Consider the following 17029-nt stretch of genomic DNA (forward strand, 5'->3'; position numbering starts at 1 on the left):
AAAATAATATTTATCTTATAGATTTTAGTGATTATGCTCCAGCCTTGGGCGGTGAGGCGCGGCCGCGCTATGCGATTTCCTACGGCGTCGACAGAGCAGACTATGAGCAAGCTCAGATTTCTCCTGGCGGGCGCCGCAGCGGCGACCCTCCTTGCGCAATCGTCACACATTGGCGCCGAGCCGGAAAAGAGTTTCGTCTATACGCCCGCCGACGAGGTCCCGTTCAAGAGCCCGCTCGGCCTCGGACCCGCGCAGGCGGTGCTCGCCGGCGATCCGTCCAAGCCCGGCCTCTATGTGGTGCGCGTGCGTTTTCCGCCCGGCCATCATTCCAACCCGCACTTCCATTCGCGCGATCGTTACGCCGTGGTGGTGAAGGGCACATGGTGGAACGGCGTCGGCGAGGAACTGGATTTCAAAAAGGCGCGGCCGGTGACGGCGGGCTCCTATGTGCTGCATCCGGCCGGCGGCGTGCATTGGGATGGCGCGGGCGAGGAGGAGGTCGTCATTCAGATCTCCGGCGAAGGGCCGGTGGAGACGACGCAAGTGGGGGCGCCGGGCGCTCCGCAGGGCTATTGGCCGAAGCCGAAGTGAGAGCGGCTGGTATCCAGCGAGGCGATGGAGCGTCGCTCCATCGCATTCATGGCGTGCGCCGCGGCGTCGGAAAGCGCCGAGACGCCCAATAGCAGAACGGCGGCGAGCGAGGCCGATACGAGAATGCGGAGCGCCGTGGGCAGAGGTTCGTCTGCGGCCGGCTGCGGCGCCACGACGACGAGGCGCGGTGCAATGCGCGGGGGGAGAGGCCGGCCGTCCGCGCCCTTCGAGCGCAGCACGCGCAGCGAGGCGCGGAGCTCTTTTCTGAGCGCTTCGTCTTTTGCTCGAGCGTCTGCTTCCATCGGCCCTCATGCAGAATTAGCGATCGAACGCCGCGGGCGTCGCAACCGCTTCCGCCTCCTCTTTTCGCTCGGGTCGGCGCTGCAGCCGGCCGAAGATCGCGGGAGGCGCGAATTCTTCCGGGACGCCGCAGAGTCCCATGCGGGCGAACCAAGCTCCGAGATTAGGCGAAGCGCTGGCCAGCGCAAAGGGAATTGCGACGATATATCCGAAGGTCGAGGGCGCCGACCAGAGCGCCAGCGCCGGCGCCGAAACGGCGGCGAGCGAGAGAACCAGCGCGCCGAACAGGAATGCAGGGCGCAGCGCGCGCGCCGTCTCTCCTGCGTCCAGACCATGCGCGTCGCGTGTTTGCGCGTCCCAACCGGCCGAGCCGCCGCGCAGAATCATGCGCGCCAGCAGCAGAGTGACGCTGAAGCTCGTGACAGCGCCGATGACGAAGGAGGCGGCGATCTCCAGCCCCGCGCCGAGCGCCAGGAGGGCCGCGCCGCCGTAGCGTCGCGCGCCGCCCGGCGTCATTGCTATATCGGCGTAGCCGGCGAGCTTGGGCGCGAGATAGAGCAGGAGAAAGAGAAGATAGAGCGTCGCCGCCGACTGCGAAGGAAAATTCGAGACGTCCTGAACGAGCGGCAGCAGCGCGCCGAGCAGAATGATCGCCGTCCAGGCCGGCGCGCCGATGAACATGGCGATCGCCCAGACGAGCTGAAAGCGGCTCATCGGAAGGAGCCCGGGCAGAGCGAGCAGCTCGATATATTGCATATTGCCCCGGCACCAGCGCAGATCGCGGCGCAGGAATTCGAGCAGTGTCGGCGGATTTTCCTCATAGCTGCCGCTCTCCGCCGGCAGCACGCGCACCTCATAGCCGGCGCGCCGCATCAGCGCCGCCTCGATTTGATCATGCGAGAGAATATGGCCTCCGCCGGAGAGGAGCGGCAGGGCGCAATAGGCTGTGAAAGGCGCGATGCGCACCAGCGCATTATGGCCCCAGAAGGGGCCGCAATCGGCGCCCCACCAGGCCGCGCCCATCGTATAGGTCCGCATTCCGGCGCGCATCCCGAATTGAAAGATGCGCGCGAAGGCCGAGCGCGACGGCGCGCCGACGACGAGGCTCTGAATGATTCCGATGCGCGGATAGGCCTCGCCGATCCGCATGAGCCGCAAAATCGTCGCGCCGTCCATGAGGCTGTCGGCGTCGAGCGGGATCATGAATTCGTAAGCGCCGCCGAAGCGCTCGCAAAAGTCGCGGATATTGCCGGCCTTGTAGCCGATATTGTCGGCGCGCCGGCGATAAAGCAGCTTCGGCGCCTCGGCGCCTTCCCTATCGCGCCAGCGGGCGAATTCGGTCTCCTCCTGCGCGGCGATGCGCGCATCGGTGGTGTCGCTCAGCACGAACCAATCGAAGCGCGCGCCTTCGCCGGTCGCATCGAGATCGGCCTTCATGGCGGCGAGGCGCGTCAGCGCGCGCGCTGCGTCCTCATTGCGGATCGTCAGCGTGATCGCGGCGCGCGTGCGGAGCCGGCGCCGCGTCTCCCCGGCGCGGGCGAAAGGCGCGACGCTGTCGAGCGGATGCAGACGAAAATGCAGCAGCCAGAAGCCGAGAACGGCGTTGCAGACGCCGAGCACGCTCCACGGCGCGGCGATGGCGAAGGCGAGGAAGAGCGCCGCCTCGATGAGGCTCCAGCCGCCTTGTCCGAGAATATCGGCGAGCCAGATCAGCAGAGCGAGATAGACGGTGGCGTTGATCGCGGCGACGATCAGGCGGCGTCGGAAGAGTTGGGCGCGGCTCTGAAGGCCGGCGGGGGCGGCGGCGGACATTCTCGTCGTCGTTTCCTATGCGAGCGCAGGAAAATCGGATGGAAAATCGGCTGGCGCGTCGGGCCGCCGTGCTCTAGCAATAGCGGCGCAGCATGAGGTTTGTAAATTGGGCGATTCACAAAAATCCTATCTAAATGGTGGGAATGATGCCCGCGCTCTGTGGATCGAGGCGCCGCGCGAGGCGCGCCTTCGCGCCGTTCCGCTGGCGCCGCCGGGGCAGGACGAGGCGCTGGTCGAAACGCTGTGGAGCGCCGTCAGCCGCGGCACCGAGCGGCTCGTCTTCGAAGGGCGGGCGCCGCGTTCGGAATGGGAGCGGATGCGCGCGCCGTTTCAGGAGGGCGCTTTCTCCTTCCCGGTGAAATATGGCTATTGCGCCGTCGGTCGCGTGGCGGCGGGGCCGGCCGAGCTTTTGGGCCGCATCGTCTTCTGCCTCTATCCGCATCAGGACCGATTCGTCGCGCCCATCGCCATGTTGCGGCCGGTTCCCGAGGCGACGCCGGCGCGGCGCGCCACGCTGGCCGCCAATATGGAGACGGCGTTGAACGCTCTGTGGGATGCGGGCGCGGGGCCCGGCGACCGCATCGTCGTCATCGGCGCCGGGGTCGTTGGGATGCTCGTCGCCGCTCTGGCCGCGCGCCTGCCGGGCGCCGAGGTTCTGGCGTATGACCGCGAGCCGTCCCGCGCGCAGATTTTGGAGAGTCTGGGCGCGCGCTTCGTCGGCGCCGAGGCTCTGGAGGGGCAGGGGGCCGATGTCGTGTTCCACGCCAGCGCCTCGCCGGAGGGGCTGGCGCTGTCGCTCGCCGCGGCCGGACTGGAAGCGACGATCATCGAATTGAGCTGGTATGGCGAGGGTCAGGTGGCCGCGCCGCTCGGCGGCGCTTTTCACGCCAACCGGCTGCGGCTCGTCTCGTCCCAGGTGGGGCAGGTCGCGCCCTCGCGGCGGCCGCGCTGGACCTATGCCCGCCGACTCGACAAAGCGCTGGAGCTGCTCGCCGATCCGCGCCTCGACGCGCTCATCGCCGAGGAAATCGCCTTCGCCGACGCGCCGCGCGAGATCGCGCGTGTCCTCGCGCCCGGGGCGAGCGGCCTCGCAACCTTGTTTCGCTATTGAACGGAGAAGAAAATGTACGCAGTCGAAGTCCGCGACCACATTATGATCGCCCATAGTTTCAAGGGCGAACTGTTCGGCCCGGCGCAGCGTCTGCACGGCGCGACCTTCGTCGTCGACGTCGCCTTTTTCCGCGAGACGCTGACCGCCGACGAAGTGGTCGTCGACATAGGCCGCGCCCATGACGCGCTGAAGGCGACGCTGGCGCCGCTGAACTATCGGAATCTCGACGAGATCGAGCAGTTCGAGGGCCGGCAGACGACGACTGAATTTCTCTCGCGGCATATTTTCGACGCCATGGCCGCCGCCGCTCGCTCGGGCGCGCTGGGGCCGGGCGGCGAGGGGATTTCGCGCATTCGCGTGACCTTGCACGAATCCCATGTCGCCCGCGCCTGGTTCGAGGGGCCCGTGTGAGGCGAATCGTCTTCGCCATTCCCGGAGACTTGCGCGCCAGAACCGGCGGCTATGGCTATGACCGCCGCCTGCTGGCGGAGTTTGCGCGCCGAGGCGTCGCGGCCGTCCATCTCGCGCTGCCGGGCGGTTTTCCGCATCCGACAGCGGCGGAGGAGGCCGCCGTCGCCGAGATTTTCGAGCGAGAGCTCACCGTCGACGACGTCGCGCTCATCGACGGCCTCGCCTATGGCGCGCTCTCCGAGACGGCGATCGCGGCCATCGCCGCGCCGATCGTCGCGCTCTGCCATCATCCGCTCTGCCTCGAATCGGGGCTCTCTCCCGCCCGCGCCGCCGCATTGGGCGAGAGCGAGCGCCGGGCGCTGGCGCTCGCCGCCCGTGTGATCGCCACGAGTCCGCACACGGGCGAGACGCTGATCCGCGATTTCGGCGCGTCGGAGCGCAGGCTGACCATCGCTCGGCCGGGAACAGATCCGGCCGCGCGCGCAAGGGGCTCGGGCGGCGCGCCGGCGCTGCTCGCCGTCGGCTCGCTCATTCCGCGCAAGGGTTTCGATGTCTTGGTCGAGGCGTTGAGCGGCCTTGCCGATCTCGACTGGCGTCTCGCCATTGTCGGAGGCGCCGGCCATTCGCCGCAGACGGCGGCCGATCTCGCGCGGCTCATAGAGGCGAAAGGGCTCTACACGAGGGTCGCGCTCGTCGGCGAGCTCTCGGGGGAGGCGCTGGAGGCGGCCTATCGCGGCGCGGATGTCTTCGTCTCCTCCTCGCTGCATGAGGGTTACGGTATGGCGCTCGCCGAAGCGCTGGCGCGCGGATTGCCGATCGTCGCCGCGACCGGCGGAGCGGCGGGAGAAACCATCGCCGATTCCGCCGCGCTGAAAATTCCGCCGGGCGATGTGGCCGCGCTGCGCGAGGCGCTGCGCGCGATCGTCTCCGATCCGGCCTTGCGGGCGCGTCTCGGCGAGGCGTCCTGGCGGGCCGGACAGGCGTTGCCGCGCTGGGACGAGACGGCGCGCATCGTCGCCTCTGTCATAAAGGGGATCGCATGAGCGGCTTTTCGGCCGAATGGCTCGATCTGCGCGAGGGCGCCGATCACGCTGCGCGCAATCCCGCTCTGCGCGAGAGCGTCGCCCGCGCCTTCGCGGATCGCGAATCTTTGACCATCGTCGATCTCGCATGTGGCGCCGGCTCCAATCTGCGCGGTCTCGCGGAACATTTGCCGGCGCGGCAGAAATGGCTCCTCGTCGATCACGATCCGGCGCTGCTGGCCGCCGCCCGCGCGCGCCTCGCCGCCTGGGCGGATGTGGCCGAGGGGGGAGACATTCTGTGTCTCGCCAAAGGCGCTCGGCGTCTCGAGGCAGAATTTCGGGTCGCGGATCTTTCCTGCGGCGCGGGAGCGGCGCTGGCGGGGGAAGCCGACCTCGTGACCTCGGCGGCCTTTCTCGATCTCGTCTCGCCGCAATGGCTCGACAGATTTGCAGAGCAGATCGCGGCGCGCCGGCTGCCGCTCTATGCGATATTGAGCTATTCCGGCGAAGAGCGCTGGACGCCGCCCCACGCCGCCGATGCGCGGATGTTGGCTGCTTTCCATCGCCATCGGGCGGCGGGCCTCGCGCGGCGGGGCTTTTGGCGAAAGCGCTGGAGCGTCGGGGTTATGAGGTCGAGACCGCGCCGAGCCCCTGGCGTCTCGGCGCGGCGGAGGCGGCGCTGATCGCGGCTCTGGCAGAAGGTTCGGCGGCGGCCGTCGCCGAGACCGGCGAGGTTTCAGCGGAAACGATCGAGGATTGGCGCCGGGCTCGCCGAAAAGCGGCGGAATGCGAAATCGGCCATTCGGACATGTTCGCGCGGCCGAAGGGCGGATGAAGCCGTCGGTCGGAACCTCTGGAGCCTGCGCTCCAGGATGGCGCCATCTGTGCTAGAAATTCGCTGTTCCAGACGGCCGCTTCCGGCCTCTCGCAAGACCTGTCACCTTTCACCCGGAGCCCGGCAATGGCCGCCCCCAATGACACAATGCTCGCGCTCGTTCTCTCGAAGGACGGGCGGCTTCCCGAGGGGGAGGCGCTCGGCTCCGCGATCCGCCGCCATCTGCCGCAGGCGCAGACTCCCGAAAAAGACGTGCCCGGCGACACGAGCGTGTTTCTCGTCGATGGCGCGATAGCGGCGATCGGCGGCGTCACAGAGCCGGCGCCCATCGCCAAGGACGACCCCTGCGTCGCCTATGCCTGGCATTGGCAGGACGTCTGGCCGGCGATCGAAGGCCATGCCGGCCATGTGGTGGTGGCCGCGACCGGCGGCGCCGACGCCAAAGCGCGCGCGCGCCTGCTCGGTCGCGCCGTCGCGGCGGTGATCGAGGCGACGCCCTCCGCCTGCGCGGTGCATTTCGCCGGCTCCGACGCGCTTTGGCCGGCCGCGCTCGTTGCGGAGGCGGTGTCGAAGAGCGGCGACGAGCCGCCGGTTCCCTTCTGCGTGGCGGTGGCGCTCGGCCGCGATCCCGAGGGCGGCGTTTCGGCGATCACCAAAGGGCTGAACGCTTTCGGCCTGATGGAGATCGAGACCCGCGGCTATCGCGACGATCCGCGCGAGCTCAACGGCTTTTTGATCGATCTCGCGGCTTTTCTGATCGAGTCCGGGGATGTGTTGGGCGACGGCGACACCATCGGTCCCGACGCCGACACCAAAATCGTCGTGCGCCGGGAGGCCTCGGTCGTCGCGCCGGGACAGAATGTGTATCGGCTGTATTTCCCGACCCAAGGCCACGCCTGACGCCGACGGGGCGGGGCGAACGAGCGCCGTCGCCCCGCCGCTTTCGCTATTTGCGCCACGAATCGGGAAGCATTCGCCAGATCACATCGTCGCCCGCCAGGCGGTGGCGGACCGCGCCGGCGATGTGCAGAACGATCAGCGCCACAATGACCCAGCCCATGATTTCATGGAACGAGAACAGCTGCTTCGACAAGGGCTCGTCCTTGGGCGCGAGCGCCGGAAGATGGCCGAGCCAGAAGAAGCTCGGCCGGAGCCCATAGGCCGACAGCGCCAGCCAGCCGACGAGCGGCGCCGCGAACATCAGCAGATATAACGTCAGATGCGTGGCGTTCGAGACGAGGCGCTCGGCCGGAGCGATATTCCGGCCCGCTTCCGCCCGGCGGCGCAGCCGCGCGGAGAGGCGCGGAACCATCAGCGCCAGCACGAGGAGGCCCGCCGATTCGTGCAGCACGAACAAATCATCCTGCAACGGCCCTTTGTCGAGATCGGCCATGACGACGCCGATCGGCAGCAAAAACAGCAATAGAGCCGCGATGATCCAATGCAGCGCTTTGGCGAGCGGCGAGTAGAGCGGTGGGGCGAACATGAGAGGCTCCTTTCGAGATCGTCCATTGTTTCCGAACGCGCGATCGAGCGGCGCGGAAAGCATGAGGCGAGAGCGGCACAATTCGATCATAAAAAAAAGGTTATAAGGCCAGAGGGCGGGAGTCCCGCTCTATGTCCAGACGGCCTCCGCCGCGACGAGCGGAGGATTGTGGAAGGGTGCCGCGCCTTGGTATGCGGAGCGGCGCTTTTCCCTTATGTCCTTGCCCAACGCCCTTCGCCCTTCAGGAGATGCGATGTTTCCGACCCCCGTTTCCGATCTCGCCCCGAACACTTACGCCTATGAGACGACGCCGCTCGTGAAGCCGACGGGCTTTCGCGAATATGACGCGCGCTGGCTGTTCGAGAAAGAGCTCAACCTCATGGGGGTGCAGGCGCTCGGTCTCGGATTGGGCACGCTGCTGCATGAGATGGGCGTGCCGCTCGAGCTGGCGACGGGCCACGACTATCGCGCCTATTCGGCCTCCATCAAGCTCGCGCTGATTTCCGGCCTGATGGCCGCGGGCGTGCGCGTGCACGACATCGGCCTCGCGCTCTCGCCCATGGCCTATTTCGCGCAATTCGCCTTGGATGTCCCGGCCGTGGCCATGGTCACCGCCTCGCACAATGACAATGGCTGGACCGGCGTGAAGATGGGCGCGCAGCGTCCCGTCACCTTCGGCCCCGTGGAGATGACGCGTCTCAAGGAGATCGTGCTCGCCGGCGCTTTCCGTTTCGCCGAGGGCGGCTCCTATCGCTATGTCGATAATTTCGGCGCGCGCTATCTCGACGATCTCGCCTCGGGCGTGAAACTCTCCCGCAAGCTGAAAGTGGTTGCCGCCTGCGGCAATGGCACGGCCGGCGCCTTCGCGCCCCAGCTGCTGGAGCGCATCGGCTGCGAGGTCGTGCCGCTCGACACCGAGCTCGACTATAATTTCCCGCATTACAATCCGAACCCCGAAGACCTGCATATGCTGCACGCCATGGCCGACAAGGTGCGCGAGAGCGGCGCCGATGTCGGGCTCGGCTTCGACGGCGACGGCGATCGCTGCGGCGTCGTCGACAATAAGGGCGAGGAGATTTTCGCCGATAAGATCGGCGTTATGCTGGCGCGCGATCTTTCCAAGCTGCATCCCGGCGCGACCTTCGTCGTCGATGTGAAATCGACGGGATTGTTCGCGACCGATCCAGAGCTGCTCTCGCGCAATGTGAAGGCCGATTATTGGAAGACCGGCCATTCCTACATCAAGCGCCGCGTCACGGAGCTCAAAGCGCTCGCCGGCTTCGAGAAGTCCGGGCACTTCTTCTTCAACGCGCCGGTCGGCCGCGGTTATGACGACGGCCTTCTGACGGCGGTGCATGTGCTGCAGATGCTCGATCGCAATCCGACCAAGTCCATGTCCGACCTCTACGCCGCTCTGCCCAAGACCTGGGGCTCGCCCACCATGTCGCCGCATTGCGCGGACGAGACGAAATATGGCGTCGTCGACAAGGTCATTGCGCGCTTCCAGAAGATGGAGGCCGAGGGCGTCGCCTTCACGGGACAAAAGATTCGCGATCTCGTCACCGTGAATGGCGTGCGCGTGACGACCGCCGACGGCACCTGGGGCCTGGTGCGCGCCTCGTCGAACAAGCCGGAGCTGGTCGTCGTCGTCGAGAGCCCGGTGTCCGAGGCGCGGATGCGCGAGATGTTCCACGCCGTCGACGCCGTGCTGCGCGAGAATCCGGAAGTCGGCGCCTATAATCAGACGATCTGATCGCTCACGGCGTGCCGGGCGTGCAATTGGTTCCGCTCGTCATGTAATATTGAATGTGATTGGGGCTGTAGGTGTTGCGCACCGGCGAATAGCTGGTGCGAGACATCTGCGGCGTCGCGGTCTTCAGCCAGGTGATCGTGCGGCTGAACGAGGGCTGATAAGTGTAGATCACATCGGCGACGATGATCGATCCGACGGTGGGCGTCACGCTCGTCGTCGTCGAGCCGCCGCCGGCGTTGGCCAGCGTCACCGATTTCGCGGTCGTATAGCTCGTCGGCATCGAGTTCGGGTCGACGGGCGCCACATCGGCGGCGTTGAGCTTGGCGACTCCGCCGATCGTGCAGGGCCGCAGCGCGCCGGAGTTTCTGGTGACGCTCCATTGCACGGTGGCCTTGTAGCCGCTCGCCTGTGTGGCGTCGGCGACGATGGCGACCTCGGAAATCGTCATCTTCAAATTGGAGCTCGGCAGCGGCGCCATCAGCGTCGTCGCGGCCGAGAAAATCGCTTTAATCGTCGTCTCGTCGATCCCGGCCTGGCCGGGATTCGAGCCGCCGGTCAATTGCTGCGCGGCGAGATCCGAGAGCGTATGCGCGACGAGCTCGACCTTTTGACTCGCGCGCTGCCCGAGCGCCAGCTCCGCGAGGCCGAGATAGACGATGAGGACGAGCGGCAGCATGAGCGCGAATTCGACCGCGGCGAAGGCGCGATTCTCCGCGAGGAGGGCGCGCGCGTCGCGGCGCTCGGCGCAGGGGCGGTTCACGTCGGCTCCACGCGAAAGGCGGCGACGCCGAACAAGAGATGCGTCCAGCGATTGCTGTAAGCGACCTCGCCGCTGGTTGTCTTGCCGAGCGTTATGCCGGTCAAAATTCCGCCGGTGAGAATGGCCGTCACCGCCGGCATGGGATAGACGATGCGCACCACGGCGATATGTCCGGGGGCCGGCATTGTGATCGTCGCGCTCGACGACGGAGGGGCGAGATAAAAGGCGTTGGAGGTGGAGGCGCTCGACCAGTCCGTTCCAGTGCCGACGTCGGCGATATCGACGAGAAGCTTCGAGCAATCGAAGGATTTGCTCAGCGTGCCCGCGGCGACGGCGCCCGTCGACTGCCATGTGCAGACGTAATTATCGATGAAGCTCTGATAGGTCATGCTGCCGAGGCTGTGCGTCAGCACGGCGCGGCTCGCACGTTGGGTGGCGATCTGCAGCTGCTGGCTCTTGAAATAGACGATGCCGGTCTCGAAAATCGCGCCGAGCAGACCGAGCATCGGGACGAGCACCATAGCGAATTCGACCGCGAGCGCCGCGTCGCGATCGCGCCCGAATCGAATGAGGCTCGCCGCGAGGCTGTGCATCGCCTGTCGCGATGAATTCTCTTCTCCGCTCATATCTCGAACCCATATGGCCCGAAAGGGCGTGGTGACGCAGCTTTGTCAGCGCTTGGGCGATGAGGAGGCCTCGTGCTGCTTGACCGCTTCGAGAACGCGCGCCGTATAGTCCTTGTCGTCGCCGAGATCGACGGTCGGCGCGCAATCGGGCGCGCACGCATAGGATTCGCGTCGGGCGCCGCGCAGCACGACCAGCTTGTTCATAGGCTGAACCACGGTGATGGTTTCCTCGCCGACCTGATTGCCGGTCGGATCGAGCAGAATGAGATTGGTCGACCCGAAGCTTTTTCCCGTGACCACCATGAGACGATTTGTCTTCAGCATGGTCACATCGGCGACGAGCGGATTGCCGACGATCAGCGTCTGCGCTCCTTCCGGCATACGCACGACGCGAGCGTGATCGATATCGACGAAGACGCCGCGTCGCTCGCCGTCGCGCGCCACTGCGACGCCGGCCGAGACCGTCACGCAGACCAGCAGCGCCAAATAACCAGAAAAACGCGTCGAGCGCATCACGCACCTCTGAAACAATCCGTGCCTTTGCGAGGCTCCGGCTCGAGAAAACCACGTAATAGTGAATCATTGCTGAAAATGAGACGGAGCTGCGATTTCGCGCGGCGAATTTCGTCGGTCGATAATGGGATTAACGCGTTTGCAAGAAGTTCTACGTAGGGTCTCGAACGGTCCGGCGAGCGTGTTCGACGAGCGCGCCGCGGGGACGCAGTCAATAGAGCGAGGAGCACGAGTATGAAGAGCTTGTTTTCGCGGTTCGTAAAGGACGAGTCCGGCGCGACCGCCATCGAATACGGCCTGATCGGCGCGCTGATTTCGGTCATCATCATCACCGCGGTGAAGCTCGTCGGCAGCAACCTGTCCCAGACCTTCAACAAGATCGCTCAGAATCTGAGCTGAGGTCGGGCGGGGGACGATCTCGTCGCCGCCGCGACGAGAGCTCGTCAGCGCTCGCAAATCCGCCGCAGGCCGGCTCGAACGGGCCGGCCGGCTCGGTCAGCCGGCGTCGAATTGCGACGCCAAATATCGGGAGTGGACGATGAAATCGTCGTTTTTGAAATTTCTCGACAACGAGTCCGGCGCCACGGCTATCGAATATGGCCTGATCGGCGCGCTGATTTCCGTTATCATCATCACGGCCGTGAAGCTCGTGGGCAGCAATCTGTCCCAGACCTTCAACAAGATCGCCCAGAACCTCAGCTGAGCGATCACGACTCGTGCGCGCGCGTCGGCTCCTCGCCGCGCGACGCGCGAATCGCGCGCGCTTTCGGCGCGCGCAACGCAAATTCGAGAGGCGCCTTTGTCGCAGACGAAAAAGGCGCGGCGACAGGAACGACGCTCATGATCGCAGCCGCCGCCGCGCTGATTCTCTTTCCGGCGCTCATGGCGTTTTCGGCCTTCGCCGATCTTCTCACTATGACGATTCCCAACCGCGTCTCGCTGGCGCTCATCGGCTTCTTCGCCGTCTTCGCCGCATGGGCCGCAATGCCGCTCGACAGCGTGCTTTCGCATGTCGCTTGCGGAGCGGCGGTTCTGGTGGCGACGTTTTTGATGTTCAATCGCGGCTGGATGGGGGGCGGCGACGCCAAGCTCGCCTCCGCCACGGCCTTGTGGCTCGGCTTCGAGCATCTCGCCGATTACGCGCTCGTGGCGTCTCTCGCGGGCGGCGCGCTCACTCTCGCGATCCTCGCTCTGCGCCGATACGAGCCGCGCTTCGTCGTCGATTCGCCCCGGCTCGCTCATTTGTGCGACGCGACCGAGGGGGTCCCATATGGAATCGCGCTGGCGATCGCCGGGATCGCGGTCTATCCGAATTCCCAGCTCTGGACGCTGCTCACGGCGGCGTGATTTGCGCGGAGCGCGAAAGCCGCACCGCCGCGAATCCGGAAATGAGCCGGTCTCTTACCGGCGATTAACCATAATTTGACGTTTTTCCGCTTTCATTCTGACTGCTCCGTTCTAGCTGGGGCGATCGGACTGGAAGCAAATGAACAAGGCGCAGATCGTGGTTCTCGGCGTCGCTGTCGCAGCGGGCGGCGGAGCCTTTCTGATGATGAGCGGATCGGCTCCCGAGGCGCCGAAGATCGTTCAAATGATCCCCACGCAGCCGCAGACTGACAATGTCTTGGTGGCGACGCGCGATCTCTCTTACGGCACGGCGCTCGCGGAGCCGGACACAAATTGGATCGAATGGCCGATCGGGGCCGTGCCGCAGGGCGTGCTGCGCAAGAGCGAGGCGCCGAGCGCCAAAGAGGAGCTGCGCGGCTCCTATGTCCGCAATCCGATCTCCAATGGCGAGCCGGTGCGGCGCGAGCGACTCGTCAAAGGGCCGACCGCCGGGCTGATGTCGACGCTGCTTCCGGCCGGACATCGCGCCGTCGCGATCGACATTTCGCCCAACACCACTGCCGGCGGATTCATACTTCCCAATGATCATGTCGATGTGATGCGCACATTCCGCGACGCCGATCGCGGCCGCGAAGGCGCCGCCGATCTCTCGTCGGAAATCATTTTGACCAATGTGCGCGTGATGGCGATCGGGCCGATCGTCGAGACCAAGAACGGCGAATCCGTCGTCACCGGGGCGACCGCCACGCTGGATCTCGAGCCGCGCCAGGCCGAGCTCGTCATTCTCGCGCAGCGCACTGGCCAATTGGCGCTCATGCTGCGCTCCATGGCGGACGCGCATGACGACGACAAGCAGGCGTCGGCGGCGGACGATTCGCTCACGGTCGTGCGCTTCGGCGTCCCGACAACCATGCGCACGCGGTGACGTGATGCTGCTCATCGAAGGACAGCGCCCTATGGCGAAAATCGAAAGCGGAACGAAGCGCATGAACGCCTCGGCGTGTCGTCTGTCGGGAGCCGCGGCTCTCGCGATCCTCGCGCTCACGGGCGTCTCGTTGGCGGCGGCTCCGGCATTCGCCCTGGAGAGGCCGGGAGTCGAAACGGGCTCGGACGCGCTGTTGTCGCGGCGCATCGCCATGGGCGTCGGCAAATCGATCATCGTCGATCTGCCGGCGGAGGCGTCTGAAATCGTGATCGGCAACCCCAAGGTCGCCAACGCGGTCGTTCGTTCGGCGCGCAAGCTCTACATCATGGGCGCGGAAACCGGTCAAACCACGATTTTCGCCATCGATCGCGCCGGGCGGCAGATCGCCAATCTCGAGATCAGCATTGGTCGCGACGTCGGCGAGCTCGGTCCTCTGCTGCGCGCCGCGCTTCCCAAATCGAACATTACGGCGCGCACGGTGAATGACACGATCATCCTCACGGGCACTGTGGAGTCGGCGGCCGAGGCGCAGCGCGCCGTCGACATCGCCAAAGGCTTCGCCGCCCGATCGGCTTCGTCGCAGGGCAATGGAGCGGGCGGCGAAGGGCTCGTCGTCAATGCGCTCACCATCAATACGCAAGATCAGGTGATGCTGAAGGTCACCGTCGCCGAAGTGCAGCGGCGCGTGATCAAGCAGCTCGGCGTTTCGGCGCAGAGCGCCGGGGAGACGATCCTCACGGGCGGCTGGGGCAAGCTGGTTCAGCAAAACCCCTTTGCGATAAATGGGGCGCTCACCACGAGCGCGTTGAGCCTCAACGGACCGAACGGCACGACAGCGACGATCCAGGCCTATGAGCGCTACGGCGTCTCGCGCATCCTCGCCGAACCGACCGTCACCGCGGTCTCGGGAGAATCCGCCAAATTCACGGTCGGAGGCGAAGTCGCGGTGCCCGGCAACGGAAATTGCGTCAGCAGCTCTATCCTCTGCACCGTCGGCATCGTGTTCAAGCAATATGGCGTCTCGCTGAACTTTACGCCGGTGGTGCTCGCCGAAGGACGCATTCTTCTGCATCTGGCCACCGAAGTGACGGAGGTCGACTACCAAGGCGCGCAAACCTACAATGGCGTCACAGTTCCGGGCTTCAAGACCCGCAAGAACGAGACGAGCGTCGAGCTGCCCTCCGGCGCCTCCATCGCAACGGCTGGGCTCTTGCAGCAGAAGTCGGATCAAGCCGTCAACGGTCTGCCCGGCTTGCTCAATCTGCCCGTGATCGGGACACTGTTTCGGTCGCGCGACTATCTCCGCAACGAGACCGAGCTGCTCATCGTCATCACGCCCTATATCGCGCGTTCGATCCAGGCGCGTGACGTGGCGCGGCCGGACGACGGTTTCGCGGACGCCTCCGACCCGCAGGCATGGCTGCTCGGGCGCGTCAATCGGCTCTACGCCAATCCCCAACATCCGCAAGCGGTTCCGCGCCTGAAGGGCCGCATCGGCTTCATTCAAGACTGAGCGCGGGCGAGGAGCGGTCTAATATGTCTATCCGACTGAACAGCGCGAAACTCGAAGTCTTCGCCGTGAGGCTCGCCTGCCTCGCAGCGATGGCGCCGCTCGCCGGCTGCGGCGTGAACAGGACGTTGCCGCCGCGCGCCGTCGCGCAAGATTATCGCGACCGCCATCCCGTGGCGCTCGCGGACGCCAGCGTCTCGATCGATGTTTTTCCGTCGCAGGGTCTCGACTTTGCGACGACGGGGCGCATTCGCGACTTCGTTTTGCGATATCGTCGCTTCGGCCATGGCCAAATCACGCTTCTCGCGCCGACTGGCGCCAAGGACCAGTTCGCGGCGCGCAGCGGCGTCGACGCCGTGAGACGCATATTGGCCGAGAATGGCGTCTCGGGCGCCGTCTATGTCGCCTCTTATCCGGTCAGCGATCCCAATCTCGCCGCGCCGGTGCGGCTGTCATTCCAGGGCGTTCGCGCGAAGGTCGCCGGACGCTGCGGCGAATGGCCGGCCGATCTCGCTTCGGCGAGCTCGCTCGAAGGCTGGGACAATACGACCTATTGGAATTTCGGCTGTGCGAGCCAGACGACATTCGCGGCGCAGATCGACGATCCTCGCGATCTCGCGGCGCCGCGCGGCGAAACGCCCGCCGATATCGAATCGCGAATGCGTGCGATCGGCAATGTGCGCAAAGGTGCGGATCCCGCGACCAATTGGAGCGTCAAGGGATCGAATATCAGCGGGGTTGGAGGCGGTTGATGAAAGAGCAGTCGGCAATAGCGGAAAGCGACGCGGCGCAGATCGCTCCATTACCGCGCATTTCCGTGCAGGCGTTCTGCGAGACGCCGGAAGCCGTGGCGGTGATGAATTCGGCCGCCTTGGATCGCCGCATGGACAAGGCGCATGTCAAGGTCCATATGGGCGGCGTCGTCGCGGCGATCGAGGCGTTTCGATCGGCGCCGACGCCCAATCTGATCGTGCTCGAGGCCGTCGGCGAGCGTCATGCTCTCATTTCGCAGCTCGAGACTCTGGCGGAATCCTGCGATTCCGGCACAAAGGTCGTCGTGCTCGGCCATGTCAACGACATTTCGCTCTATCGCGCGCTGATAGCGCGAGGCGTCAGCGACTATATCGTTGCGCCGATCGATGTGCTCGGTTTCATCTCCCGTATTTCCGATCTCTACAACAACAGCGCCGAGGCGCTCGGGCGCATCGTCGCGATCGCCGGCGCCAAGGGCGGCGTCGGCGCCTCTTGCATCGCGCATAACCTCGCTTGGTCGATCGCGCGTGCGCTGCAGATGCAGACCGTCGTCGCCGATCTCGATCTGCCTTTCGGCACTGCGGGGCTCGACTTCAATCAGGACCCGCCACAGGGCGTCGCCGAAGCAGTGTTCGCGCCGGATCGCGTCGACGCCAATCTCATCGACCGACTGCTGTCGAAGTGCAGCGATCAGCTGAGCCTACTCGCGGCGCCGGCGACGGTCGATCGCCTCTATGATCTGCCAGAGACCGCCTTCGACGCGATCATCGACACGCTGCGGGCGACCGCGCCCTGCACCGTCCTCGACGTTCCGCATCAATGGTCCTCCTGGACGAAGCGCGTGTTGATCGGCGCCGACGAGGTGGCCATCGTCGCGGCGCCCGACCTCGCCAATCTGCGCAACGCCAAGACGCTCATCGACCAGCTGCGCGCGGCGCGTCAGAACGATGCGCCGCCCAAGCTCGTCTTGAATTTCGTCGGCGTTCCGAAGCGCCCGGAGATCGCGGTGGCGGATTTCGCCAAAGCGATAGAGATGGAGCCGTCGGCGATCATTCCCTTCGACCCGAAGCTGTTCGGAGCCGCGTCGAACAATGGACAAATGATCGCCGAGGTCGAGCCCTCCTCGAAGCTCATCGAGCAATTCGACGCGCTCGGCCGTGAACTGACGGGGCGCGCCGTGAGCCGCAAGTCCAAGAGCGGATTGCTCGCGCCGCTGCTCGATCGTTTGTCGCGAAAGCTCGCCGGTTGACGAGCGACGCATAGGCGTTACGGGG

20 protein-coding genes are annotated in these 17029 nt (G+C 65.7%); 14 read left to right on the forward strand and 6 right to left on the reverse strand.

What is annotated here, in order from left to right; translation table 11 throughout:
- The first annotated feature begins 102 nt into the window (after window positions 1–102).
- The gene (locus tag C5689_RS06785; RefSeq protein ID WP_108916505.1) at window positions 103–591 is read left to right on the forward strand and encodes a cupin domain-containing protein; all 489 of its coding nucleotides are present in this window, start codon (window positions 103–105) and stop codon (window positions 589–591) included.
- Here C5689_RS06785 and C5689_RS06790 read toward each other — a convergent pair.
- Entirely contained in the window at window positions 570–893 is a 324-nt protein-coding gene (locus C5689_RS06790; protein WP_108916506.1) for a hypothetical protein, read from the reverse strand. The genes C5689_RS06785 and C5689_RS06790 overlap by 22 nt on opposite strands.
- A gap of 16 nt (window positions 894–909) precedes the next feature.
- Complete coding sequence (mdoH, locus tag C5689_RS06795) at window positions 910–2703, reverse strand: glucans biosynthesis glucosyltransferase MdoH (protein WP_108916507.1); 1794 nt, start codon at window positions 2701–2703, stop codon at window positions 910–912.
- 106 nt (window positions 2704–2809) lie between these two features.
- Here mdoH and C5689_RS06800 point away from each other — a divergent pair, with 106 nt between their 5' ends.
- From C5689_RS06800 to C5689_RS06820, 5 genes are all read left to right on the forward strand, one after another.
- Entirely contained in the window at window positions 2810–3814 is a 1005-nt protein-coding gene (locus C5689_RS06800; RefSeq protein WP_174800265.1) for a zinc-dependent alcohol dehydrogenase, read from the forward strand.
- 12 nt (window positions 3815–3826) lie between these two features.
- Window positions 3827–4225, forward strand: coding sequence for a 6-pyruvoyl trahydropterin synthase family protein (locus tag C5689_RS06805; RefSeq protein WP_108916508.1), 399 nt, complete (start codon window positions 3827–3829; stop codon window positions 4223–4225).
- Window positions 4222–5268 carry a glycosyltransferase family 4 protein gene (locus C5689_RS06810; protein WP_108916509.1) on the forward strand — a complete coding sequence of 349 codons (1047 nt, stop codon included), beginning with the start codon at window positions 4222–4224 and terminating at the stop codon, window positions 5266–5268. The genes C5689_RS06805 and C5689_RS06810 overlap by 4 nt, the downstream gene beginning before the upstream one ends.
- A complete protein-coding gene (locus C5689_RS06815) occupies window positions 5265–5930 on the forward strand; it encodes a methyltransferase domain-containing protein (RefSeq protein WP_244594612.1) in 666 nt (221 codons plus the stop codon). Before C5689_RS06810 ends, C5689_RS06815 begins: the two co-directional genes overlap by 4 nt.
- A gap of 278 nt (window positions 5931–6208) precedes the next feature.
- The gene (locus C5689_RS06820; RefSeq protein WP_108916510.1) at window positions 6209–6982 is read left to right on the forward strand and encodes a DUF4261 domain-containing protein; all 774 of its coding nucleotides are present in this window, start codon (window positions 6209–6211) and stop codon (window positions 6980–6982) included.
- 46 nt (window positions 6983–7028) lie between these two features.
- Here C5689_RS06820 and C5689_RS06825 read toward each other — a convergent pair whose 3' ends face one another.
- Window positions 7029–7568, reverse strand: a complete 540-nt coding sequence (locus tag C5689_RS06825) for a cytochrome b (RefSeq protein ID WP_158271780.1) — start codon at window positions 7566–7568, stop codon at window positions 7029–7031.
- A gap of 253 nt (window positions 7569–7821) precedes the next feature.
- Between C5689_RS06825 and C5689_RS06830 the strand changes: the two genes are divergently transcribed.
- The gene (locus tag C5689_RS06830) at window positions 7822–9321 is read left to right on the forward strand and encodes a phosphomannomutase/phosphoglucomutase (RefSeq protein WP_108916512.1); all 1500 of its coding nucleotides are present in this window, start codon (window positions 7822–7824) and stop codon (window positions 9319–9321) included.
- A 4-nt stretch (window positions 9322–9325) separates the two neighbouring features.
- On the opposite strand, the gene C5689_RS06835 is transcribed toward C5689_RS06830, so the two are convergent.
- Genes C5689_RS06835 through C5689_RS06845 form a run of 3 tightly spaced genes read right to left on the reverse strand, consistent with a single transcriptional unit; the run spans window position 9326 to window position 11220 of the window.
- Window positions 9326–10081 carry a TadE/TadG family type IV pilus assembly protein gene (locus tag C5689_RS06835; RefSeq protein ID WP_108916513.1) on the reverse strand — a complete coding sequence of 252 codons (756 nt, stop codon included), beginning with the start codon at window positions 10079–10081 and terminating at the stop codon, window positions 9326–9328.
- The gene (locus C5689_RS06840) at window positions 10078–10707 is read right to left on the reverse strand and encodes a TadE/TadG family type IV pilus assembly protein (RefSeq protein WP_108916514.1); all 630 of its coding nucleotides are present in this window, start codon (window positions 10705–10707) and stop codon (window positions 10078–10080) included. The genes C5689_RS06835 and C5689_RS06840 overlap by 4 nt, the downstream gene beginning before the upstream one ends.
- A gap of 45 nt (window positions 10708–10752) precedes the next feature.
- A complete protein-coding gene (locus C5689_RS06845; protein WP_108916515.1) occupies window positions 10753–11220 on the reverse strand; it encodes a pilus assembly protein N-terminal domain-containing protein in 468 nt (155 codons plus the stop codon).
- A gap of 234 nt (window positions 11221–11454) precedes the next feature.
- Here C5689_RS06845 and C5689_RS06850 point away from each other — a divergent pair, with 234 nt between their 5' ends.
- The 7 genes from C5689_RS06850 (at window position 11455) to C5689_RS06880 (ending at window position 17004) form a co-directional block, all read left to right on the forward strand.
- Window positions 11455–11619, forward strand: coding sequence for a Flp family type IVb pilin (locus tag C5689_RS06850; RefSeq protein ID WP_018265749.1), 165 nt, complete (start codon window positions 11455–11457; stop codon window positions 11617–11619).
- Window positions 11620–11758: 139 nt separating this feature from the next.
- Window positions 11759–11923 (forward strand): Flp family type IVb pilin, encoded by a 165-nt coding sequence (locus tag C5689_RS06855; RefSeq protein WP_108916516.1) that lies wholly within the window; start codon window positions 11759–11761, stop codon window positions 11921–11923.
- Between the two features lie 137 nt (window positions 11924–12060).
- Window positions 12061–12567, forward strand: a complete 507-nt coding sequence (locus C5689_RS06860; protein WP_108916517.1) for an A24 family peptidase — start codon at window positions 12061–12063, stop codon at window positions 12565–12567.
- A gap of 139 nt (window positions 12568–12706) precedes the next feature.
- On the forward strand, window positions 12707–13492 hold the full coding sequence (gene cpaB / locus C5689_RS06865; RefSeq protein ID WP_108916518.1) for a Flp pilus assembly protein CpaB: 786 nt from the start codon (window positions 12707–12709) through the stop codon (window positions 13490–13492).
- Window positions 13493–13523: 31 nt separating this feature from the next.
- Complete coding sequence (locus C5689_RS06870; protein ID WP_244594613.1) at window positions 13524–15005, forward strand: type II and III secretion system protein family protein; 1482 nt, start codon at window positions 13524–13526, stop codon at window positions 15003–15005.
- 23 nt (window positions 15006–15028) lie between these two features.
- Window positions 15029–15754 (forward strand): CpaD family pilus assembly protein, encoded by a 726-nt coding sequence (locus C5689_RS06875; RefSeq protein WP_108916520.1) that lies wholly within the window; start codon window positions 15029–15031, stop codon window positions 15752–15754.
- Window positions 15754–17004, forward strand: a complete 1251-nt coding sequence (locus C5689_RS06880) for a CpaE/TadZ family protein (RefSeq protein ID WP_108916521.1) — start codon at window positions 15754–15756, stop codon at window positions 17002–17004. The genes C5689_RS06875 and C5689_RS06880 overlap by 1 nt, the downstream gene beginning before the upstream one ends.
- The last annotated feature ends 25 nt before the right edge of the window (window positions 17005–17029 follow it).

The organism is Methylosinus sporium (assembly GCF_003113265.1).
Lineage (GTDB): Bacteria > Pseudomonadota > Alphaproteobacteria > Rhizobiales > Beijerinckiaceae > Methylosinus > Methylosinus sporium.

What these genes read in the sequence shown, in the direction of transcription:
- C5689_RS06790 (WP_108916506.1), bottom strand. Translation starts at nt 893, where the DNA reads ATGGAAGCAGACGCTCGAGCAAAAGACGAAGCGCTCAGAAAAGAGCTC.
- C5689_RS06825 (WP_158271780.1), bottom strand. Translation starts at nt 7,568, where the DNA reads ATGTTCGCCCCACCGCTCTACTCGCCGCTCGCCAAAGCGCTGCATTGG.
- C5689_RS06855 (WP_108916516.1), top strand. Translation starts at nt 11,759, where the DNA reads ATGAAATCGTCGTTTTTGAAATTTCTCGACAACGAGTCCGGCGCCACG.
- C5689_RS06805 (WP_108916508.1), top strand. Translation starts at nt 3,827, where the DNA reads ATGTACGCAGTCGAAGTCCGCGACCACATTATGATCGCCCATAGTTTC.
- C5689_RS06840 (WP_108916514.1), bottom strand. Translation starts at nt 10,707, where the DNA reads ATGAGCGGAGAAGAGAATTCATCGCGACAGGCGATGCACAGCCTCGCG.
- C5689_RS06870 (WP_244594613.1), top strand. Translation starts at nt 13,524, where the DNA reads ATGGCGAAAATCGAAAGCGGAACGAAGCGCATGAACGCCTCGGCGTGT.
- cpaB (WP_108916518.1), top strand. Translation starts at nt 12,707, where the DNA reads ATGAACAAGGCGCAGATCGTGGTTCTCGGCGTCGCTGTCGCAGCGGGC.
- C5689_RS06785 (WP_108916505.1), top strand. Translation starts at nt 103, where the DNA reads ATGAGCAAGCTCAGATTTCTCCTGGCGGGCGCCGCAGCGGCGACCCTC.
- C5689_RS06820 (WP_108916510.1), top strand. Translation starts at nt 6,209, where the DNA reads ATGGCCGCCCCCAATGACACAATGCTCGCGCTCGTTCTCTCGAAGGAC.
- C5689_RS06845 (WP_108916515.1), bottom strand. Translation starts at nt 11,220, where the DNA reads ATGCGCTCGACGCGTTTTTCTGGTTATTTGGCGCTGCTGGTCTGCGTG.
- C5689_RS06875 (WP_108916520.1), top strand. Translation starts at nt 15,029, where the DNA reads ATGTCTATCCGACTGAACAGCGCGAAACTCGAAGTCTTCGCCGTGAGG.
- C5689_RS06830 (WP_108916512.1), top strand. Translation starts at nt 7,822, where the DNA reads ATGTTTCCGACCCCCGTTTCCGATCTCGCCCCGAACACTTACGCCTAT.
- C5689_RS06815 (WP_244594612.1), top strand. Translation starts at nt 5,265, where the DNA reads ATGAGCGGCTTTTCGGCCGAATGGCTCGATCTGCGCGAGGGCGCCGAT.
- C5689_RS06860 (WP_108916517.1), top strand. Translation starts at nt 12,061, where the DNA reads ATGATCGCAGCCGCCGCCGCGCTGATTCTCTTTCCGGCGCTCATGGCG.
- mdoH (WP_108916507.1), bottom strand. Translation starts at nt 2,703, where the DNA reads ATGTCCGCCGCCGCCCCCGCCGGCCTTCAGAGCCGCGCCCAACTCTTC.
- C5689_RS06850 (WP_018265749.1), top strand. Translation starts at nt 11,455, where the DNA reads ATGAAGAGCTTGTTTTCGCGGTTCGTAAAGGACGAGTCCGGCGCGACC.
- C5689_RS06880 (WP_108916521.1), top strand. Translation starts at nt 15,754, where the DNA reads ATGAAAGAGCAGTCGGCAATAGCGGAAAGCGACGCGGCGCAGATCGCT.